Below are 17,411 nucleotides of genomic sequence, written 5' to 3'. Positions count from 1 at the left end.
TTTTCAGCTGGCTGTGCACACCCGGTTTTAATGCGCGATGCCTTGTAGGAGCCGGCTTGCTGGCGATAGCCGTTGCGCAGTGTGTCTGAATCACCGCGTAGCCCGTTTCGCCAGCAAGCCGGCTCCTACAGTCTGCCACGTCCTTCGGCACCCACACCTGCCACACCTCCGGGTGCGCCTTCATGAACGCCTCCGCCGCCTGCCGTGGCGGGGTATGTTTCTCGCTCATTTCAGCTGGCTGTGCACACCCGGTTTTAATGCGCGATGCCTTGTAGGAGCCGGCTTGCTGGCGATAGCCGTTGCGCAGTGTGTCTGAATCACCGCGTAGCCCGTTTCGCCAGCAAGCCGGCTCCTACAGTCCGCCACGTCCTTCGGCACCCAAGCCTGCCACACCTCCGGGTGCGCCTTCATGAACGCCTCCGCCGCCTGCCGTGGCGGGGTATGTTTGTCGCTCATTTCAGCTGGCTGTGCACACCCGGTTTAATGCACGATGCCTTGTAGGAGCCGGCTTGCTGGCGATAGCCGTTGCGCAGTGTGTCTGAATCACCGCGTAAGCCGGCGCCTACAGTCCGGCGGAGACTTTATCTGCCACGTCCTTCGGCACCCACGCCTGCCACACCTCCGGGTGCGCCTTCATGAACGCCTCCGCCGCCTGCCGTGGCGGGGTATGTTTCTCGCTCATTTCAGCCAGTGCCTTGTTCAACGGGTCGATGGGGAAATCGACTTTGGTAAAGAATTCGGCAATCTGCGGGTACTGTTTCTGGAACGGTGTGGACACGCCAATCGACAGCTTCGAAGGCAATGAGCGAGTCGGTTTCGGGTTCGGATTGTCGGCGTCGGTCAGGGTTTTCCAGGCTTCGGCGTCGAACGGCGGTTCTTCCAACTGAACCAGTTTGAAACGCCCGAGCAAGGGTGTCGGCGACCAGTAATAGAAAAGAACCGGCTTGCCACGACGAATAGACGAACTGATTTCCGCATCCAGTGCCGCCCCGGAGCCGCTGCGGAAATTCACATAGCTGTCGTCCAGGCCATAGGCCTTGAGCTTCTGCTTGTTGACCACCTCCGACGTCCAGCCGATCGGGCTGTTGAGGAAACGCCCCTTGCCCGGGGATTCCGGATCGCTGAACACCCCCTTGTATTTCGGCAGGTCGCTGACGCTGCGCAGGTCCGGCGCCAGCGGTTTGAGGCCTTTGGCCGGATCGCCCTTGACCACGTACTCAGGCACCCACCAGCCTTCGGTGGCGCCCTTCACCGTATCGCCGAGGCTGACGACCTTGCCTTCGGCCTCGGCCTTGACCCAGACCGGGCTGCGACCGGCCCATTCTTCGCCAATGACCTGAATGTCATTGTTGGCCAAGGCAGTCTCCAGCGTGATGGTCGTCCCCGGCAAGGTATCGGTCGGTAGCCCATAGCCCTTCTCGACGATGATCCGCAGGATGTCGGTGATCAGGCTGCCGCTTTCCCAGTTCAGGTCGGCGAAGTGGATCGGCGTCTGGGCGGCGAAACCCGGCACGGGCGAAACCGACAAACCGAAAGCGACCAGGACAGCAGTCAGCAACCGTCGAAATCCGTTCATGCTTATGCACCTCGTGCTGTTCACAGCAATAGCAGGATGGCCTGATAAAGACCGCAAGCCTCAAAATACTCAGTCAACTGACTGTAGTAGAGGTTCCTGCTTTCGAGGGGGGAGGATTATTTTTCAGACGTTTCCTGCAAACGTGCCAGCTCTCTTCGTACCATGCTGGCGTACTCTGCCGGACGCAATGTGTAGATCTGCGAAGCCACCCACCCCAGCCATGCACCCTGCAGAACCGCCTTCTGGTCAAACAGCCGCCTGGCTTCGTCTCGAGCGCTGGCCTGGTTCCGTTCGTGGAAATCGGCGCGGTTCAGGGTCATTACTCGCTGGCCTTGAACGTCACCAGTTCACCCTTGCGCCACTTGGCTGCCTTGGCCGTCACGGCTTTCAGGGTTTTGGTCAGGCCTTCCTGCAACTGTTGGTGAGCGGCAAACACCATCACCACGTTGTGACCTTCCTTGAACACGATCCCGTGGCCGTCGGCCGTGGTCACGAACGCGTAATCGCCGAGGCCGTACACCGTCAGTTTGATTTCGCGGAACTTGATGTCCAGTTTGCCGCCTTCACGGCTGGGCAATACCGATGCGCTGAAATGATCGCCAACCTTGAGTTTCAGGCCCGGCTTGTCGTCCACCACCAGCGCTGATTCGGTGTCGAGTTCGGCAATGTAAATGCCTTCAGCGTTCTGTTCGGTGATGTAAACAAAACGTGACTGGAACTGTTTAACCAGCTTTGCGCGCAAATCACCCAACACGAACAAAGCATGCATATCGAGATTACTTACTGCCAAGGAAACATCCCCACATCTGAAAATGATGCTGCACGCTGACAGACAGCGCACAGCAGAAAAAAGCGGCAATGCCGAAGGTGTAGCCAAAGGGCCTGGGTCGAATCCGGAAACGAGCAGAGTGCTCATCCATCGCGAGGCGTGAGAAGACTACTGGAATGTCACTCGCGTCGTCTTGCCTGGCGTTCGTCAGAAGTTGAAGGAAAACGCCCTTCTGAGCGCCAGAAAAACAGGATTACCAACCTTAGGGAAAAAACGCTGCAAAAAAAGCACTTTTCCGACATATCGCCCGCAAAAAATTGCTTTAGATGAACATCAATCGCCAACCCGTGACGGTGATTCTAGAGCAGCGATGCTCATCGAGACTACCCAAAACGACGTACACACGTCGGCAAAACCATGAAAAGGACTTCATATGTGCACCCTGACACACTTCGTTCCTCACACAAACCATCCATCGATGCTGCCTCCGGCGATGTTTTCGCACACTGTGTTTGCCCCTGCGGAGCCTGCCATGCCGCGCTTCCAGGTGATATTGGCCGGCAATGCCTTCTTCCACATCAAGGAAATTTCCACGGGCCATGTAAGAGGTTTCCGCAGCAACCATAACGAAGCGTGCGCGCTTGCCCGCGCACTCGAGTCACGGTGCTGAACATTCTGCCTCGCTCCTCTCCTATAGACGTTTCGTCATGCCGACGAGTTAACTCAGCCGTCGGCAGGCAACTACTGCCATACTGCCGAACCAATGAAACCCGTTCCCAAGCCGGACGGCGTTCAACACAACAGAATATTTCCAAGGGAAGGCTGCTACGTGACGGAATTTGATATCGGTGAATTTTTTATCCGGGGCGAAGCCAGAGAAGTCGAAGGAGAATTCCAGGCCGTCATTATCATGCGCGCCAAACCGCCGCTGACCACAGTGACGTATCACCAGGTCGAGAAGGATCGCTGGTTCAAAACTTCGGACGTCGCCGCCGTCGCCGCTCAGGAAGCCGCAAAGGCCCTGAAGCTCGCCGTCGATGAAGGCGCATTGAAAGCCTGATCAGCCGGTTCGCAGTCTATGCTCATTCCTGCTTTCGAACATCGCTATCGAACTCCTGAAGTGCGGCCCCCTCAGATGCAATGCAGCCGCACCTCAGATCTCGCACCCGCGCGACCAGCAAGGAGATGAAGATGGATTCACCTACACACGATTTGAAAGGTTTGTTCGACCAGCTCGGCCTGGATTCCAGCGAAAAGGCAATCGACGATTTCATCGCCAGCCATTCCCCGCTGGCCGACGATAAAAAGCTCATCGATGCCGAATTCTGGACACCGCAACAAGCGGGCTTCCTGAAAGAGCAGTTGCGTGAAGACGCTGATTGGGCGCGGGTGGTCGATGACCTGAACCTGCGTATGCATCAGGTTCACTAGTCAATGCAGGCTGTCGGGGGCTTCGGCATTTAATTGCTCCAACCAGGCAGCCTTGCACTCTTGCGCTTCATCGCGGCTGGAGAATACCGTCCCCCGGCGCTCGCCGTTCAGCAATACGACCCAACAGACGCTCTGCCCCACCGCACGCAAGCTGGCGGGTACAGCGCTGCCAATCATCACCGCGACATCGACTTTGCTTTGCATGCTGACCTCTCGAACTTCATTAGCTACCTAACCATGTAGGCAGGGTAATGAGTTCATCGGCGTGGAAACAGCGACTGCGCTGCACAGATCAGTTGCCAGAATCGCAACAATGCCCCGGTGTATTCCTCTTATGAAAATGGGTGGCTGCACAATCCCGCGGATATTTCCGGCCCCCTGTATGAGCTGGCTTGCTAGCGATGGCTGAGCGTCAGGCGGCTTGTTTTTTGAGGGTGTACATATCCGTTGCTGCGGTAACGGCGGGTAATGGTTCCGCCCTTACGGCGGGTTACTTGGAAAAGCGCCAAGTAACCAAACGCTCTCGCCCCTGACGTACGGTGGCTCGCTAAGGCTCGCCATTCCCTCGCTCCGGTCCTGCTCCGTGGGCCCGCCGCCATCGGCCATCCATGGCCGGGGGCGGCTAACCCGGCATCCATGCCGGGTTGCCCACTGCGCAGAACCTGCGCTCGGCCTTCCGACGGGGCAGATCAAGATCAAAAGCCAGATCAATAGCCAAAGCGAGGCGGCCTGATAGCCGACCTGTTTTCCGTCAAGGTCATCGGCGGTGAACACCAATCTCATGCCCACCAAAAATCCCCTGTGGGAGCGGCGGTGCGACGATTCGACTTGCTCGCGAATGCAGACTGGCATTCAACATTGATGTCGACTGACACGGCCTCATCGCGAGCAAGTCGAATCGTCGCACCGCCGCTCCCACATTCATCGGGGTTGCTTCCAGAGTGATGAGAACGATCAAGTCAGCGAAGCGCGCCCGCTTGAAGCCCAGGTCGGCCCGCAGGCCGCCTCGCGGTGCTGTGGCGGTGATCGCCCCCTCGTGAGGCCGAGTGGAGGTTCTGCGCAGTGGGCAACCCGGCATGGATGCCGGGTTAGCCGCCCCCGGCCATGGATGGCCGATGGCGGCGGGCCCACGGAGCAGGACCGGAAGGAGGGCATGGCGAGCCTAAGCGAGCCACCGAACGAAAGGGGCAAAAGCGCTTGGTTACTTGGCGCTTTTCCAAGTAACCCGCTGTAAGAGCGGAACCCATAGCCGCCGTTACCACAGAAACGGATATGTCCCCCACCCCAAAAGCCCATCAACTCAACGAGGACTTTCCGGCTTATACCCCAAACGCAACCCACCCCAATGCCGCCCCTTAATCATGATCGGCACCGAAAGATCATGCATCAGTTCCCCGGTATCCCGCGTATAGGTCTGCAACAGAACAGCCTGCTGATGACTGCCACAACGAATACCGGTGCGGTCGGAAAATTTGCGTTTGGTGCGATTCTGCAACGTATCGACCTGCACATCCCCCGTCAGCGGCTGACTGAAAACCTTGTTGTGGGTCGGCACATAACCCTGCTGCGTACAGGCGATGGCGAATACCAGGCCTTCATGAAGCGGCAACAGCGGCTCCTGAATCGCCGGCAAAACCTGATCGGTGTAACGGTCGAAACGCGTCTGAAACTTGGCCGGGCTCGTATTGGGGATGGTCTGGTAATTGCGATCGAACAAGTCATCAAGACTGATAAGGCCCTGGTTGATATCCGCTTCGAAACGCGCCGCAATCTGACTCGCGCCTTCACGGGCCAGGTCATAAATCCGCTGGTGATAGTCATCCAGCCCGACTTCGGCAAGACGCTCACTGATGGTTTCGGCCTGCCCTTCCATCTGCACAGCGGCTTGCGCCAGGCGCTGGGTCTGTTGATCGCTGATCGCCAGGTCGCTGCGCATCTGCTCGATGGCGTGAAACAGACTGTCCAGCTGCTCGCGATTGGTCTCGGCGCCCTTGGCAATTTCGCCGACCTGACTTTCCACGCCAGCCGCCAGGCGCGCAATGTTTTCCAGGTGCTGACCGGTGTGCTCGACCTGCTTCACGCCGATGTCGAGGTCGCTGGACAACTGGCGAATCTGCTCCACCACCTGCGCGGTGCGTTGCTGGATATCGGCCACCATCTCGCCGACTTCTCCGGTCGCCGTCGCCGTGCGTGCGGCCAGGCCGCGAACTTCATCGGCGACCACCGCAAACCCGCGTCCATGCTCCCCGGCTCGCGCCGCTTCGATGGCCGCGTTCAACGCCAGCAGGTTGGTCTGACTGGCGATGGACTGGATCACCAACGTGACCCGCTGGATATCGTCGCTGCGCAGGCTCAGGGCTTCGATCAGCTCACGGCTATTGTTGGCGCGCTGACTGAGCTGGTGCATGCGACTGATGGATTCGATCAGCTCCGTGCGCCCTGCTGCGCTGCTCTGGTGAGCTTCGCTGGCGGCACCGAGGGCAGCGCGACTGAGTGTCGAAGTCGCCTGTTCCGTGGCGATCATCACTTCAGCGTTACTGACAATCTGTGCCGCGGCACCGAGTTGTGATTGCAGCTTGTCCGCCAGCTGCTTGACCGAATAGGCCACACCAGCGGCTGACAGAGCGTTGTGACTGGTGGTGTAGGAAAGATCTCGAGTCAGCTCGGCGATGGCACCGGTGCTGTCTGCGGATGATTCTTCGGGGATGGCTCGGGAACGCAGGCGAGGTAACCAGACAATCAGCACGGCCAGCGGCAGGCCGAGGTAAAGCGACCAGCCGCCCAGCGCCATGCCGCACAGCAAGAGCATCAGGGCGATGCTTTGCAGTGTGGGCGTCAGCCAAGGGTTTTTCGGCAAAAGCACGGGGGCAGGCACTGCCCCGACCAGAGATCCGTCCCGCGTCATATCTTCACCCCACGTACTTCTAATTGTTGTCTGCGCATTTAACGCCACTACAGGGCCATTATCCATGGTCCATTAGTAGTGGGCGTTGCAGCAGATCAATAGAAGCGCCTAAGGTTTTTCACAGACGAAAAAAAGCATCGCGGGCCAGCCTTGCTCCTTCAGGAACGAGGCTTGCCCGCGATGCGGGGCGCTACGAAATCAGGCCTGACGCTGGTGCTTGTCGATCTGTTCGTGACGCTCTTGAGCTTCGATGCAGTACTTGGTGGTCGGGCTGATCAGCAGGCGTTTCAGGCCAATGGCCTCGCCGCTGTCGTCGCACCAGCCGAAGCTGTCTTCCTTGATGCGTTCCAGCGCCTGTTCCAACTGAGGCAGCATGCGCTGGTCGCGATCGATAGCGTTCACCAGCCAGGTGCGCTCTTCTTCGACAGACGCCGCGTCAGCCGGATCGGCCGGGGTGTCCAGGCTCTCGATGGCGATGCGGTTCTGCTCGATGCGCTCATGGGTTTCGACTTTCATGTTCTGCAACAGCTCAGAGAAAAAAGCATGTTGCTCGGCATTCATATAGTCATCCGCCGGCATGGCCAGCAACTTGTCCTTTGTCATTGATATCTCTATAAAAAAACGTGCATTAAGGCGAATTAGGGAGCGTTCCGGCGGACCTGGTCTGGCCATCGGAACGGCGCCGTTTATTCCAAGCGCCACCCGGCACTCAATTTACGAGGGGCGGCAGTCTAAGGCCGACTTGAGGCCCCAGCAACTGAAAAGTCAGCGAATTTGTCCGACAAAGCCCTGAAAGTGCTCTATGGCAACCTTTGCGGTGGTTATCGGAGTGCGTTTATAGCAAGAAATTCAATCGAGCGGCTGTATATAGAAGACAAACGGCTGCGACAGAACGGGTTATCGGCCGCATTTGCAGGTTGATGAGCCGTCGGTGCAACACGTTTGCAGCACGTGGAACCTCGGCTAAGGTTATCCATCCCGAAACGACCATCTGAAGGAGCGGTGCAATGAAACTGATCGGCATGCTGGATTCGCCTTATGTGCGACGGGTCGCCATTACTGCCAAACGCCTGGGCATCGACCTCGACCACCAATCGGTTTCGGTGTTTCGGCACTTCGAGCAGTTCCAGCAAATCAACCCGGTGGTCAAGGCGCCGACACTGGTGCTCGATGACGGCGAGGTGTTGATCGACTCGACATTGATCATCGATTACCTGGAGGCGCTGGCGGCGCCGGGTAAAAGCCTGATGCCCGGCGAGCTGGATCAGCGCCTGCGTTCGTTACGCTTGATCGGCCTGGCGCTGGCAGCGTGCGAGAAGTCTGTGCAGCTTTATTACGAACGCAACCTGCGACCCGCAGAAATCCAATTCGAGCCGTGGGTGGAACGGGTCGAAGGGCAATTGGCGGCGGCGTATTCGGCGTTGGAGCAGGAGTTGGAATTGCAACCGCTGAAGACTGACGGTTCGATCAAACAGGATGGCATCACGCTGGCGGTGGCCTGGAGCTTCACCAATCTGGTGGTGCCGGATCAGGTGAGTGATCAGCACTTTCCACGGATCAGCGCATACACCGCGTATGCCGAGGGGCTTGATGATTTTGTGAGTACGCCGATCGAGTAGTTGGATTTTTTGTGTCTGGTCTGGCCGTCACATTCAACATCAATCCGACAGTCAGTTCCCCCAAACTAAAAGCCGCTTCTACCCGAGGCAGAAGCGGCAGTGAATCAGTGCATAAACAGGGCGATCAGGATGATGATCGGGATTGGTACACCGAGAAAGAACAGCAGTAATGAGCGCATGGTGATTCTCCAGGGTTAGCGAACAGGCACAGTGGTCACATAAGCGTCGGATTCCAGATACACCACGGCATCCCGACGACGACCGCCGAATGTAGCGGCGAAGCTGGCGAAGAACGCACCGATCAGCAGCGCGATGAACATCCACAGCGACGTCCATGCCGCGACTTTGGCAGCCGTGTCGGCAGCTTGTTGAGCGGCCAGTTTCGCGTCAGCAACGGCTTTTTGGGTGCGAGCATAGACTTCATCGACACGACGCTCGGCGTCCGCTTGCGTGAGGTTGGTCCGTTGCGCCACCAGTTGCGCCAGATACGTGCGGTCTTCGGCGGCCAGTTGACCGTCGTTGCTCAGGGAGCGCACGAAGATGCGGGTCACCGTGCCGCGGGCAGCATCATCACTGATGGCAGCCGGGCGATCATCGCGGAACAGACTGTCGACGAAATAACCGTACTGGTCGCTGCTGGTATTGCCGGCGGCAGTTCCGGCCGCTTGAGTCGCGGCACTTGCAGCGCCACCGACCACATTTGCACCGGCCTGCACACCGCCGCTGACGATGCTGCTGACCGAGCCGACGACCAGCGTCGCGGTCACCAGCGTCGCCACGCACCAGGCGAGGAAACCATGGGCCGTGTCGCGGAAGTAGACTTCATCGCCATGCATATACGCCCACTTCACCCGCAGGCGACCGGCGATGTAACCACCGAGCCCCGAAGCGACAATTTGCGTGGCGGCCAGCCAGATAATCGTTGAAATGCCCAAGCCCTTGGCACTGACGCCTTCGTTGGCCCATGGGGACACCGCCGAAAAACCCAGACCAAAACCGAGCAGTACCAGGATCAACGACAGCGCCGCCGCAGCAGCGGCCCCGGCGAAAATCGCACCCCAGGAAACGCCCGACAGCGTGCTTGACTCTTCTGCGGCAGGATAGAAACCATCAGAGGATCTATTCATTGTTATGTCGCTCCAGGCAGGAAAGATGTTGTTACAACTCGTCACAAGAGGAATTGCAGTCACCGTGCCAGTCGCCGACTTTAAATAAATAGTGTTATTTCAATGACTTATAAAGTTTGAACTTCTTATTTCCATGCAATTTGCAAGGAACAGCCCAACACGGCGGGTTTTCTGCATTGCGCAATTATCACTTGCGTCGGTAGCTCTTGTTACCGCTTGGCGTCAGGCAATACACCCCGCCTCGTGGCCCCGTACAAAACGAACCCGAGCCGCACGTGCAGCCATCGGCGCTCTTCATCAAGGTTTGTGGACGCGCCTGGTTTGAGTCGCCATAAATAGCCGAACAACTCTTCTTCGACGCGCTGATAGAGCCGTCATTACAAAGGAACAGGTCGCCATCACATCGATCGATACCGCCCTTCTTTCCCGAACACGGCGTGTTACCCGCCCAGGCGCTCCCGCTAATGACGCACAGCAACAGTACAATAATCGGCATCCCGCCACGGCGAATCCAAGTGCGCACGGTCCAGTTCCCTTTCAAATTATGGCTATATGATATCAATGATCCGGACGCCTCATGCCCCACATGAAAGTTAATTTAAAAAGTCGGCGGCAATTCTTGGCAGAATGCCCACACACTTGCCTTGAACTGACTATCAGGTCCGCCCTATGACCCGCATCTTGACCATCGAAGACGACGCCGTGACCGCCCGGGAAATCGTCGCCGAACTGAGCAGCCACGGCCTCGACGTGGATTGGGTCGACAATGGCCGCGAAGGGCTTGAGCGCGCGGTCAGCGGCAACTACGACCTGATCACCCTCGACCGTATGCTGCCCGAGCTCGATGGCCTGGCGATTGTCACGACGCTGCGGACCATGGGCGTGTCGACGCCGATCCTGATGATCAGCGCCCTCTCCGATGTTGATGAGCGCGTGCGCGGTTTGCGCGCCGGCGGGGACGATTACCTGACCAAACCCTTTGCCACCGATGAAATGGCTGCGCGGGTCGAAGTGCTGCTGCGCCGGCAGAACACCGTGACCGCACAGGCCACTACGCTACGGGTCGCGGACCTGGAGCTCAACCTGATCAGCCACGAAGCCAGCCGCGACGGTCAGCTGCTGACGCTGTTGCCCACCGAGTACAAGTTGCTGGAATTCCTGATGCGCAACACCGGGCAGATTCTGTCGCGGATGATGATTTTCGAAGAGGTCTGGGGCTATCACTTCGACCCTGGCACCAACCTGATCGACGTGCACATCGGTCGACTGCGCAAGAAGATCGACCCGCCCGGCAATGTCCCCCTGATTCGGACCGTGCGAGGCTCGGGTTATGTCATTGCCGAACCCCTCTAAAGGCTGGCGTTCTTCCAGCAGCCGCTTGCTGGCGCTCTACAGTTCGCTGTTCGTGCTCTGGAGCGGAATTCTCATGGGGGTCATGTATTACGAGGTGTCCGCGTACCTGGACAACCTGGCCAAGCATTCGCTGATGCAACGTCAGCATCTGTTCTCGCGCTTTTCCGGCGAACAACTGGTGGACGCCCTCGCCGTCAGCATGACCTTCGACATTCGCGGCATCGACGCCTACGGCCTGTTCGATGCCGAGCATCGCTACCTCAACGGTGCCCTGCGGCACATACCTGCAGGCCTGCCGCTGGACGGCAGGATTCACATGCTCAGCGACTGCGCCGAATCCGACGACCCGACCCTGCCCAGCGACAGTTGCGATGCGGTGGCGACCCAGACGCGTGATGGTCGCTGGCTGATACTGGTGCGCGACAACGGCTCGCTGTTCGCCGTGACCCGGATCATCCTCCACGCGCTGCTCTGGGGCGTGACCCTGACCATTTTGCCGGGCATCGTCGGATGGCATCTGTTGCGCCGTCGACCGCTGCGGCGCATTCGCGGGATTCAGGCCAGTGCCGAGGCGATTGTGGCCGGGGATCTGACCCGGCGTTTGCCGCTGTCCAATCGCCGCGACGAACTGGACATGCTCGCCGCCATCGTCAACGCCATGCTCGAACGCATCGAACGTTTGATGAACGAGGTCAAGGGTGTGTGCGACAACATTGCCCACGACTTGCGCACGCCGCTGACCCGCTTGCGGGCGCAGTTGTATCGCATGCAGCAACAGGCGGGCGAAGGCTCCCAGGAAGCCGCGCAACTGGATTCAGTGTTGAGTGAAGCGGACACCCTGATGGCGCGCTTTCGCGGTTTGCTGCGGATTTCCGAGCTGGAAGACCGGCAGCGACGCTCCGGTTTTGTGCAACTCGACCCGGTGCCGTTGCTGCAGGAACTGCACGACTTTTATCTGCCGCTGGCGGAGGAAGACCAGTTGGCTTTCAAGCTGCAGTTACCCGAATCATTGCCTGCGCTGAATGGCGATCGGGCGCTGTTGTTCGAAGCCGTGGCGAACCTGTTGAGCAATTCGATCAAATTCACACCGCCCGGCGGCGAGGTGATTTTGCGTGGGGTCAATGAGGGTGGGCATACGCGGATCGAAGTCCTCGACTCCGGACCGGGCATTCCTGCGGCCGAACGCGAAGCCGTGTTCCAACGCTTCTATCGCGCCGAAGGTGGCAATCAGCAAAGCGGATTCGGGTTGGGGCTGTCGATCGTGGCGGCGATCGTCAGCCTGCACGGGTTTACGCTTGAAGTGGATACCAGTGAGTTGGGCGGCGCAAAACTAGTGCTCGACTGCCGGCAGAGCCTGATACCCCAGACCTAGCGCGATCTCAGGCACGAAGAAGATCAAATGTGGGAGCGGGCTTGCTCGCGAAGGCGGTGTAGCAGCCAACAAAACAGTGACTGACACACCGCTATCGCGAGCAAGCCCGCTCCCACATTGGATTTGTGGTGTTTGTCAGGCCGGGTAGTTGGCTCGAAGGGCTTCAAGTCCACCCTGGTAGATGCCGCCAAACAGCGCCGTCACTTCCTCCTCACTCACACCCACCGGCGCAAACCGACCCGACCAGGTCACCCGCGCCCTCTCACCCTGCGCTTCAACGCGAATCGTCGCCAGGTAATCAGTCGCCGGGAACGGCGCCTGCAAAATCGAGTAGCTGTATGTCTTCCCGGCGTTATCAAACGCCTCCAGCCGCTCAACCACCACCGCGCCATCCGCCGTTTGCAGACTGCGCACACGCCCGCCTTCGCTCAGCTCGCTTTTGGGAATGAACGGCAGCCAGTCCGGCAGCGAATTGAAGCCGCCGATAAATTGCCAGACCTGCTCGGCCGAAGCCGGGATGTCGATAAATGCTGATGCAGTTGCCATGTAATCCTCTCACTCAATCAAAAAAATTCAGATTGCCATGCTGTCGACGACACCGCCGTCGACTCGAAGGGCTGCGCCGGTTGTGGCCGACGACAGCGGCGAAGCGATGTAAGCCACCAGGTTGGCGACTTCCTCGACATTCGCCACGCGCTGGATGATCGATGTCGGCCGGGCCTTGCGCACGAAGGCGTCGGCTTCTTCCCGAACACTGCGCCCCGATTCGGCCGTGGCGTCCTTGAGCATCTGCTCAAGACCATCGGTCAACGTCGGGCCGGGCAGGATCGCGTTGACCGTCACGCCAGTGCCCGCCAGCCGCTTGGCCAGGCCATGGGATACGGCGAGGTTAGCGCTTTTGGTCACGCCATAGTTGAGCATGTCAGCCGGAATCGGGATCCCGGATTCCGAGGACAGGAAGATCACCCGCCCCCAGCCCTGCTTGACCATGTCCGGTACGTAATGCCGTGACAGGCGCACACCGGAGATCACGTTGACCTCGTAGAAACGCGTCCACTCGCTGTCCGGCGTGTCGAAGAAATCCACCTCGTTGAAGATCCCGAGGTTGTTGACCAGGATGTCCGCGCGCGGCTCGGCGGCGAACAATTGCTCGGCGCCTTCGGCGGTGCCGAGGTCTGCGGTCAGGCCACGCAATTGCGCACCCGGCACGCTCTGGCGAATACTCGCCAGCGCTTGCTCGACCTTGGCCGTCTCGCGGCCGATCACCACCACCGTGGCGCCGGACTCCGCCAGTGCCTTGCTGATGCCCAGGCCAATGCCGGCGGTGCTACCGCTGACGATGGCGAGTTTTCCGCTCAAATCGATTTTCATAGTGCACCGCCTTTGTAGGAGCTGCCGATGGTTGCGATCTTTTGACCTGGCAACGGCGCTCGTTCAGAAACCAGATTAGCCTCGCGCATGGCTTGCCAGAACGCAGCAGGAATCACCGCCGACAGCGCCGCGACATCTTCAGCGATCCGGTCCGGACGGCTGGCCCCCGGAATCACCGCCGCGACGGCCGGATTTGCCAGGGAGAACTGCAACGCAGCGGCCTTGATGTCGACACCGTGAGCAGCCGCGATGCGTTTGATCTGCTCGACTTTATGGATGATCGCCGGGCTGGCCTTCTGGTATTCGAAGTGCGCGCCGCCGGCCAGAATGCCTGAGCTGTAAGGGCCACCGACCACGATTTCGACGTTCTGCGCCAGCGCGGCGTCCATCAGGCGTTGCAGGGCACGGTCATGGTCGAGCAGCGTGTAGCGCCCCGCCAGCAGAAAACCGTCCGGTTGGGCTTCGGTCAGATCAAGGGTCAACTCGCACGGCTCGACCTTGTTCACGCCCAGGCCCCAGCCCTTGATGACGCCTTCTTCACGCAAACGGGTCAGTACCTTGAACGCACCGGTGCGGGCCTGGTTGAAGTATTCCAGCCATTGATCGCCGTAGAAATCCTGCGCGATGTCATGCACCCAGACGATGTCCAGGCGATCGGTTTGCAGGCGCTTGAGGCTGTCTTCGATGGAACGCATCGTCGCGTCAGCGCTGTAGTCATTGACGATCTTGTTCGGGCGCCCGTGTTCGAACACACCGCTCTTCTCGCCCAGATCACGGGCAGCGGCGTCTTCGACTTCATCGAGAATCACCCGACCGACCTTGCTGCTCAGTACGTAGTCGTCACGGTTGTACCGGGCCAGTGCGGCGCCGAGGCGAATCTCCGACAGACCCGAACCGTAAAACGGCGCGGTATCGAAATAACGCACGCCGGCATCCCAGGCAGCGTGCACGGTGGCCATCGCTTCTTCTTCCGGGATGGCGCGGAACATGTTGCCCAATGGCGCGGTTCCGAAACCCAGCGTGCCGGGCAGTTTGTCTTTCAAGCTCATGATTCAATCCTCTCAAATGTCTCGTAAACCTGTAGGAGCCGGCTTGCTGCGGGCGGCGCACCGATGAAAGCGGCGGGTCAGTAGCCATTTGTCGTGACATGGAAGCCTTCGCCAGCAAGCCGGCTCCTACAGAGCGCGGTGTTTGCGTTACCGTTGGGCAGATCCTAGATTGCGAGGATCGGACCGCCCAAGACATAATGCGCAGCACTTGAGTCCCTATAGGTCTTACATGATCGACATTCGCCAATTGCGCTACTTCGTTGCCGTCGCCGAAGAAGAACACGTCGGTCGCGCCGCCGAACGCCTGCACATTTCCCAGTCGCCCCTGAGCCGGCAGATCGCCCAGCTTGAGGAACGCCTGGGCCTGACCCTGTTTGAACGCAGCCAGCAGCGCATTCGCCTGACCCGCGACGGCCAGACCTTTCTCGCCGAAACCCGCGCCCTGCTGACCCACGCCAATCGCCTGGAGTCCCTCGGCAAACGCCTCGGTCGTGGCGAAGAAGGCGGTTTGTGCATCGGCTACATCGAAAACGCCATGCACGCCGGCGTCCTGCCGAATGCCTTGCGGGTGTTGCGGGTGGACCGACCGAACGTGCATGTCGCGCTGTATAACCTGAGTTCCGCCGAACAACTCGAAGGCTTGCGTCAGCGTAGCCTCGATATCGCGTTGGTCAGCGAACCGCCCGTCGCCGACGATCCGGACTTGCTGGGTTTTCAGGTGCTCGACGACCCGATGCTGCTGGCGCTGCCCGAGCACCATCCCCTCGCCCGCCAAGCGACGCTGAGCCCGGCAGATCTGGCCGACCAGGAATGGATCGGCGTGCAACACCGACAGAACTGCGCCAGCCGCGAAGACTTCGTCAGCGCCTGCATCCGCGCCGGTTTCACCCCTGACATCCGCATGGAAGCCACCGAACCCTTCACCGCGTTGGGTCTGGTGGCGTCGGGGTTGGGGATCGCGATGATTCAGAAAGGCCTGAGCCGAAATGCACCACCGGGCGTGGTGCTGCGGGAAGTGCCGTGGATTGCGTTCACCACGCCGTTGTGGGCGGCGTGGCACCGGATCAATTTGCGGCCGTTGGTGGAGACGTTCAGGAAGGTGTTGACCGAGCCGGGGGCGGCCACATAAGACAGGGCGGATGATCCCGATGCCCGTCGGTCAATGCAGCCCGCTCCCACATTGGATCGTGGTCAAATTCGTCATGTTTAAAAGCGCTGCGCGTTACTCCATGAGTGCTGCAGCGCCTTTGAACAGGCGGCAGACCGGGCATTGAATCGACTCGACCCGATCGGGCACCTGCGGCCCCTCGCCACAGTGAATCCTCCTGTCCCAAGGGTTTGGTGCTTTACTGGAAAGACCCGGAATTCTAGCGAGTAGCCCCGCCATGAACCGCAACGACCTGCGCCGCGTGGACATGAACCTGTTGGTGATTTTCGAAACCCTGATGTTCGAAAAGAACCTGACACGGGCCGGGGAAAAGCTGTTCCTCGGCCAGCCCGCCGTCAGCGCTTCACTGGCCAAGTTGCGTGATCTGTTCGATGACCCGCTGCTGGTGCGTAACGGTCGCGTACTGGAGCCGACCCAGCGCGCGCTGCAGATTCTCAAGGAATTGCAGCCCGCGATGGACACCATTTCCGGCGCGGTCAGCCGGGCCAAGGATTTCGACCCGGCCACCAGCCGCGACGTGTTCCGCATCGGTCTGTCGGATGACGCCGAGTTCGGCCTGTTTCCGCCGCTGCTCAAGCAAATCCGCGAAGAGGCGCAGAACGTGGTGGTGGTCGTGCGTCGGGTGAATTTCCTGCTGATGTCGTCGATGCTCGCCAGCGGCGAGATTTCCGTCGGGATCAGCTACACCACGGAACTGCCGGCCAACGCCAAGCGCAAGAAACTGCGGGACCTGAGCGTGAAGATCCTGCGCGGCGACAACCGTCCCGGCGTCCTGACGCTGGATGATTACTGCGAACGGCCGCATGCGCTGGTGTCGTTTTCCGGGGACCTGACCGGCGCTATCGACAACGATCTGGCGCGCATAGGCCGCTCACGCCGCGTGGTGCTGGCGGTGCCGCAGTTCGCCGGGCTGCGCGCTCTGCTGGCCGGCACCGACATGCTCGCCACGGTGCCGGATTACGCCGCGTGTGCGCTGATCGAAGGCAGCAGCCAGTTGCGGGCCGACGACGCGCCGTTTGACATCAACCTGTCCGAGCTGTCGATGGTGTGGAACGGGGTCAACGATAACGATCCGGCAGAACGTTGGTTGCGCTCGCGAATTGCCCAACACATGTCGGCGCCACTGCCGGGGCATTGACCGCGTTGAAGCCCGGGTCAGTCTCGCGCAGGAAAATCGGCAGGTCCGTCATCGGCGGCATGGCCGGAATATCGAAGTACATCTGGATCACCCAGCCGCGGTGATAACTGGCGTGATTGACCACGTGCAGCAGCATCGCGCCGGCGCTCATGGTGCCGCTTTCGCCAGAGACGAACCTGAACTCCACGGGTTTATCCAGCGACGCCTCGGTTTGCCGGTCGCTCCAGTTGCAGTACCAATGATCGATGTCCTTTTGCGCCATGCGCAGGTCAGCGAGGTCGGGATGCAGCAGATCGTGTGAAGTCTTGAAGCCGTGTCCCCGGCCTTCGAGGTGAGCCTGCCAGATGCAGTCCACCACGTAGATGTGGTTCAGGGTGCCGATCATGTTCTTGAACACCGAGACCCGCGCTTTGTTGACCTCGCCCGGCGGCAAATCGGCCAGGCTATCGAAGAGGCGCTGATTGGCCCAGCGTTTGTAATCGGCCAACATGCGGGCTGTGCGTACGTTGATCATCGCAGGTCTCCCATTGTGA

At 59.7% G+C, this 17,411-nt stretch carries 20 protein-coding genes and 2 pseudogenes; 8 read left to right on the top strand and 14 right to left on the bottom strand.

All coding sequences use genetic code 11. The features are described from left to right. Nucleotides 1-130: 130 nt before the first annotated feature. The 5 genes and pseudogenes from FBY04_RS32535 to FBY04_RS22745 all read right to left on the bottom strand — a co-directional run. A pseudogene (locus FBY04_RS32535) lies at nucleotides 131-235 on the bottom strand (ABC transporter substrate-binding protein); the annotation flags it as partial. A 122-nt stretch (nucleotides 236-357) separates the two neighbouring features. After that, nucleotides 358-462 (bottom strand): annotated as a pseudogene (locus tag FBY04_RS32835) (ABC transporter substrate-binding protein); the annotation flags it as partial. A gap of 100 nt (nucleotides 463-562) precedes the next feature. Then, on the bottom strand, nucleotides 563-1,576 hold the full coding sequence (locus tag FBY04_RS22755) for an ABC transporter substrate-binding protein (RefSeq protein ID WP_145317040.1): 1,014 nt from the start codon (nucleotides 1,574-1,576) through the stop codon (nucleotides 563-565). 116 nt (nucleotides 1,577-1,692) lie between these two features. After that, a complete protein-coding gene (locus tag FBY04_RS22750) occupies nucleotides 1,693-1,896 on the bottom strand; it encodes a hypothetical protein (RefSeq protein WP_084323165.1) in 204 nt (67 codons plus the stop codon). After that, nucleotides 1,896-2,366 carry a hypothetical protein gene (locus FBY04_RS22745; protein ID WP_084323166.1) on the bottom strand — a complete coding sequence of 157 codons (471 nt, stop codon included), beginning with the start codon at nucleotides 2,364-2,366 and terminating at the stop codon, nucleotides 1,896-1,898. Before FBY04_RS22745 ends, FBY04_RS22750 begins: the two co-directional genes overlap by 1 nt. Before the next feature lie 412 nt (nucleotides 2,367-2,778). On the opposite strand from FBY04_RS22745, the gene FBY04_RS32830 reads away from it, so the two are divergent. The 3 genes from FBY04_RS32830 (at nucleotide 2,779) to FBY04_RS22730 (ending at nucleotide 3,776) form a co-directional block, all read left to right on the top strand. Beyond that, nucleotides 2,779-3,015, top strand: coding sequence for a hypothetical protein (locus FBY04_RS32830; RefSeq protein ID WP_084323167.1), 237 nt, complete (start codon nucleotides 2,779-2,781; stop codon nucleotides 3,013-3,015). 159 nt (nucleotides 3,016-3,174) lie between these two features. Continuing rightward, nucleotides 3,175-3,405 carry a hypothetical protein gene (locus tag FBY04_RS22735; protein ID WP_145317060.1) on the top strand — a complete coding sequence of 77 codons (231 nt, stop codon included), beginning with the start codon at nucleotides 3,175-3,177 and terminating at the stop codon, nucleotides 3,403-3,405. A gap of 131 nt (nucleotides 3,406-3,536) precedes the next feature. Then, on the top strand, nucleotides 3,537-3,776 hold the full coding sequence (locus FBY04_RS22730) for a DUF2789 domain-containing protein (RefSeq protein WP_084323168.1): 240 nt from the start codon (nucleotides 3,537-3,539) through the stop codon (nucleotides 3,774-3,776). Here the strand turns inward: FBY04_RS22730 and FBY04_RS22725 are convergent, their stop codons facing one another. The 3 genes from FBY04_RS22725 to FBY04_RS22705 all read right to left on the bottom strand — a co-directional run bounded on the left by FBY04_RS22725 (nucleotide 3,777) and on the right by FBY04_RS22705 (nucleotide 7,284). After that, nucleotides 3,777-3,980: a hypothetical protein gene (locus FBY04_RS22725; protein ID WP_145317038.1), complete on the bottom strand. Its 204-nt coding sequence runs from the start codon at nucleotides 3,978-3,980 to the stop codon at nucleotides 3,777-3,779. A gap of 1,096 nt (nucleotides 3,981-5,076) precedes the next feature. After that, the gene (locus FBY04_RS22710) at nucleotides 5,077-6,300 is read right to left on the bottom strand and encodes a methyl-accepting chemotaxis protein (RefSeq protein WP_371927847.1); all 1,224 of its coding nucleotides are present in this window, start codon (nucleotides 6,298-6,300) and stop codon (nucleotides 5,077-5,079) included. Nucleotides 6,301-6,879: 579 nt separating this feature from the next. Then, nucleotides 6,880-7,284, bottom strand: a complete 405-nt coding sequence (locus FBY04_RS22705) for a TraR/DksA family transcriptional regulator (RefSeq protein ID WP_007907888.1) — start codon at nucleotides 7,282-7,284, stop codon at nucleotides 6,880-6,882. 404 nt (nucleotides 7,285-7,688) lie between these two features. Between FBY04_RS22705 and FBY04_RS22700 the strand changes: the two genes are divergently transcribed. After that, nucleotides 7,689-8,300 carry a glutathione S-transferase gene (locus FBY04_RS22700; RefSeq protein ID WP_145317032.1) on the top strand — a complete coding sequence of 204 codons (612 nt, stop codon included), beginning with the start codon at nucleotides 7,689-7,691 and terminating at the stop codon, nucleotides 8,298-8,300. 194 nt (nucleotides 8,301-8,494) lie between these two features. On the opposite strand, the gene FBY04_RS32425 is transcribed toward FBY04_RS22700, so the two are convergent. Continuing rightward, a complete protein-coding gene (locus FBY04_RS32425; RefSeq protein ID WP_178118315.1) occupies nucleotides 8,495-9,427 on the bottom strand; it encodes a hypothetical protein in 933 nt (310 codons plus the stop codon). A gap of 187 nt (nucleotides 9,428-9,614) precedes the next feature. Beyond that, nucleotides 9,615-9,923: a hypothetical protein gene (locus FBY04_RS32825; protein WP_235864481.1), complete on the bottom strand. Its 309-nt coding sequence runs from the start codon at nucleotides 9,921-9,923 to the stop codon at nucleotides 9,615-9,617. 173 nt (nucleotides 9,924-10,096) lie between these two features. Between FBY04_RS32825 and FBY04_RS22685 the strand changes: the two genes are divergently transcribed. Both FBY04_RS22685 and FBY04_RS22680 read left to right on the top strand, forming a co-directional pair. Next, a complete protein-coding gene (locus FBY04_RS22685) occupies nucleotides 10,097-10,780 on the top strand; it encodes a response regulator transcription factor (protein ID WP_017339403.1) in 684 nt (227 codons plus the stop codon). After that, on the top strand, nucleotides 10,758-12,152 hold the full coding sequence (locus tag FBY04_RS22680) for a HAMP domain-containing sensor histidine kinase (RefSeq protein ID WP_084323176.1): 1,395 nt from the start codon (nucleotides 10,758-10,760) through the stop codon (nucleotides 12,150-12,152). The genes FBY04_RS22685 and FBY04_RS22680 overlap by 23 nt, the downstream gene beginning before the upstream one ends. A gap of 135 nt (nucleotides 12,153-12,287) precedes the next feature. Here FBY04_RS22680 and FBY04_RS22675 read toward each other — a convergent pair whose 3' ends face one another. From FBY04_RS22675 to FBY04_RS22665, 3 genes are read right to left on the bottom strand one after another with little or no spacing between them, the layout of a single operon-like run. Beyond that, nucleotides 12,288-12,698, bottom strand: coding sequence for an SRPBCC family protein (locus tag FBY04_RS22675; protein ID WP_145317030.1), 411 nt, complete (start codon nucleotides 12,696-12,698; stop codon nucleotides 12,288-12,290). 27 nt (nucleotides 12,699-12,725) lie between these two features. Further along, on the bottom strand, nucleotides 12,726-13,523 hold the full coding sequence (locus FBY04_RS22670; RefSeq protein WP_145317028.1) for an SDR family NAD(P)-dependent oxidoreductase: 798 nt from the start codon (nucleotides 13,521-13,523) through the stop codon (nucleotides 12,726-12,728). Further along, a complete protein-coding gene (locus FBY04_RS22665) occupies nucleotides 13,520-14,572 on the bottom strand; it encodes an aldo/keto reductase (protein ID WP_145317026.1) in 1,053 nt (350 codons plus the stop codon). The genes FBY04_RS22670 and FBY04_RS22665 overlap by 4 nt, the downstream gene beginning before the upstream one ends. Nucleotides 14,573-14,801: 229 nt before the next feature. Between FBY04_RS22665 and FBY04_RS22660 the strand changes: the two genes are divergently transcribed. Together FBY04_RS22660 and FBY04_RS22655 are read left to right on the top strand one after the other, a co-directional pair. Beyond that, nucleotides 14,802-15,701 carry a LysR substrate-binding domain-containing protein gene (locus tag FBY04_RS22660; protein ID WP_084323180.1) on the top strand — a complete coding sequence of 300 codons (900 nt, stop codon included), beginning with the start codon at nucleotides 14,802-14,804 and terminating at the stop codon, nucleotides 15,699-15,701. Between the two features lie 256 nt (nucleotides 15,702-15,957). After that, nucleotides 15,958-16,878: a LysR substrate-binding domain-containing protein gene (locus tag FBY04_RS22655; protein WP_084323181.1), complete on the top strand. Its 921-nt coding sequence runs from the start codon at nucleotides 15,958-15,960 to the stop codon at nucleotides 16,876-16,878. Here FBY04_RS22655 and FBY04_RS22650 read toward each other — a convergent pair. Next, nucleotides 16,799-17,392 (bottom strand): DinB family protein, encoded by a 594-nt coding sequence (locus tag FBY04_RS22650; RefSeq protein WP_084323182.1) that lies wholly within the window; start codon nucleotides 17,390-17,392, stop codon nucleotides 16,799-16,801. The genes FBY04_RS22655 and FBY04_RS22650 overlap by 80 nt on opposite strands. Nucleotides 17,393-17,411: the final 19 nt, after the last annotated feature.

The organism is Pseudomonas sp. SJZ080 (genome assembly GCF_007828295.1).
GTDB lineage: Bacteria > Pseudomonadota > Gammaproteobacteria > Pseudomonadales > Pseudomonadaceae > Aquipseudomonas > Aquipseudomonas migulae_A.
The sequence above is the reverse complement of the archived record's forward strand: the minus strand, read 5'-3'. Positions and strand labels throughout refer to the sequence as shown.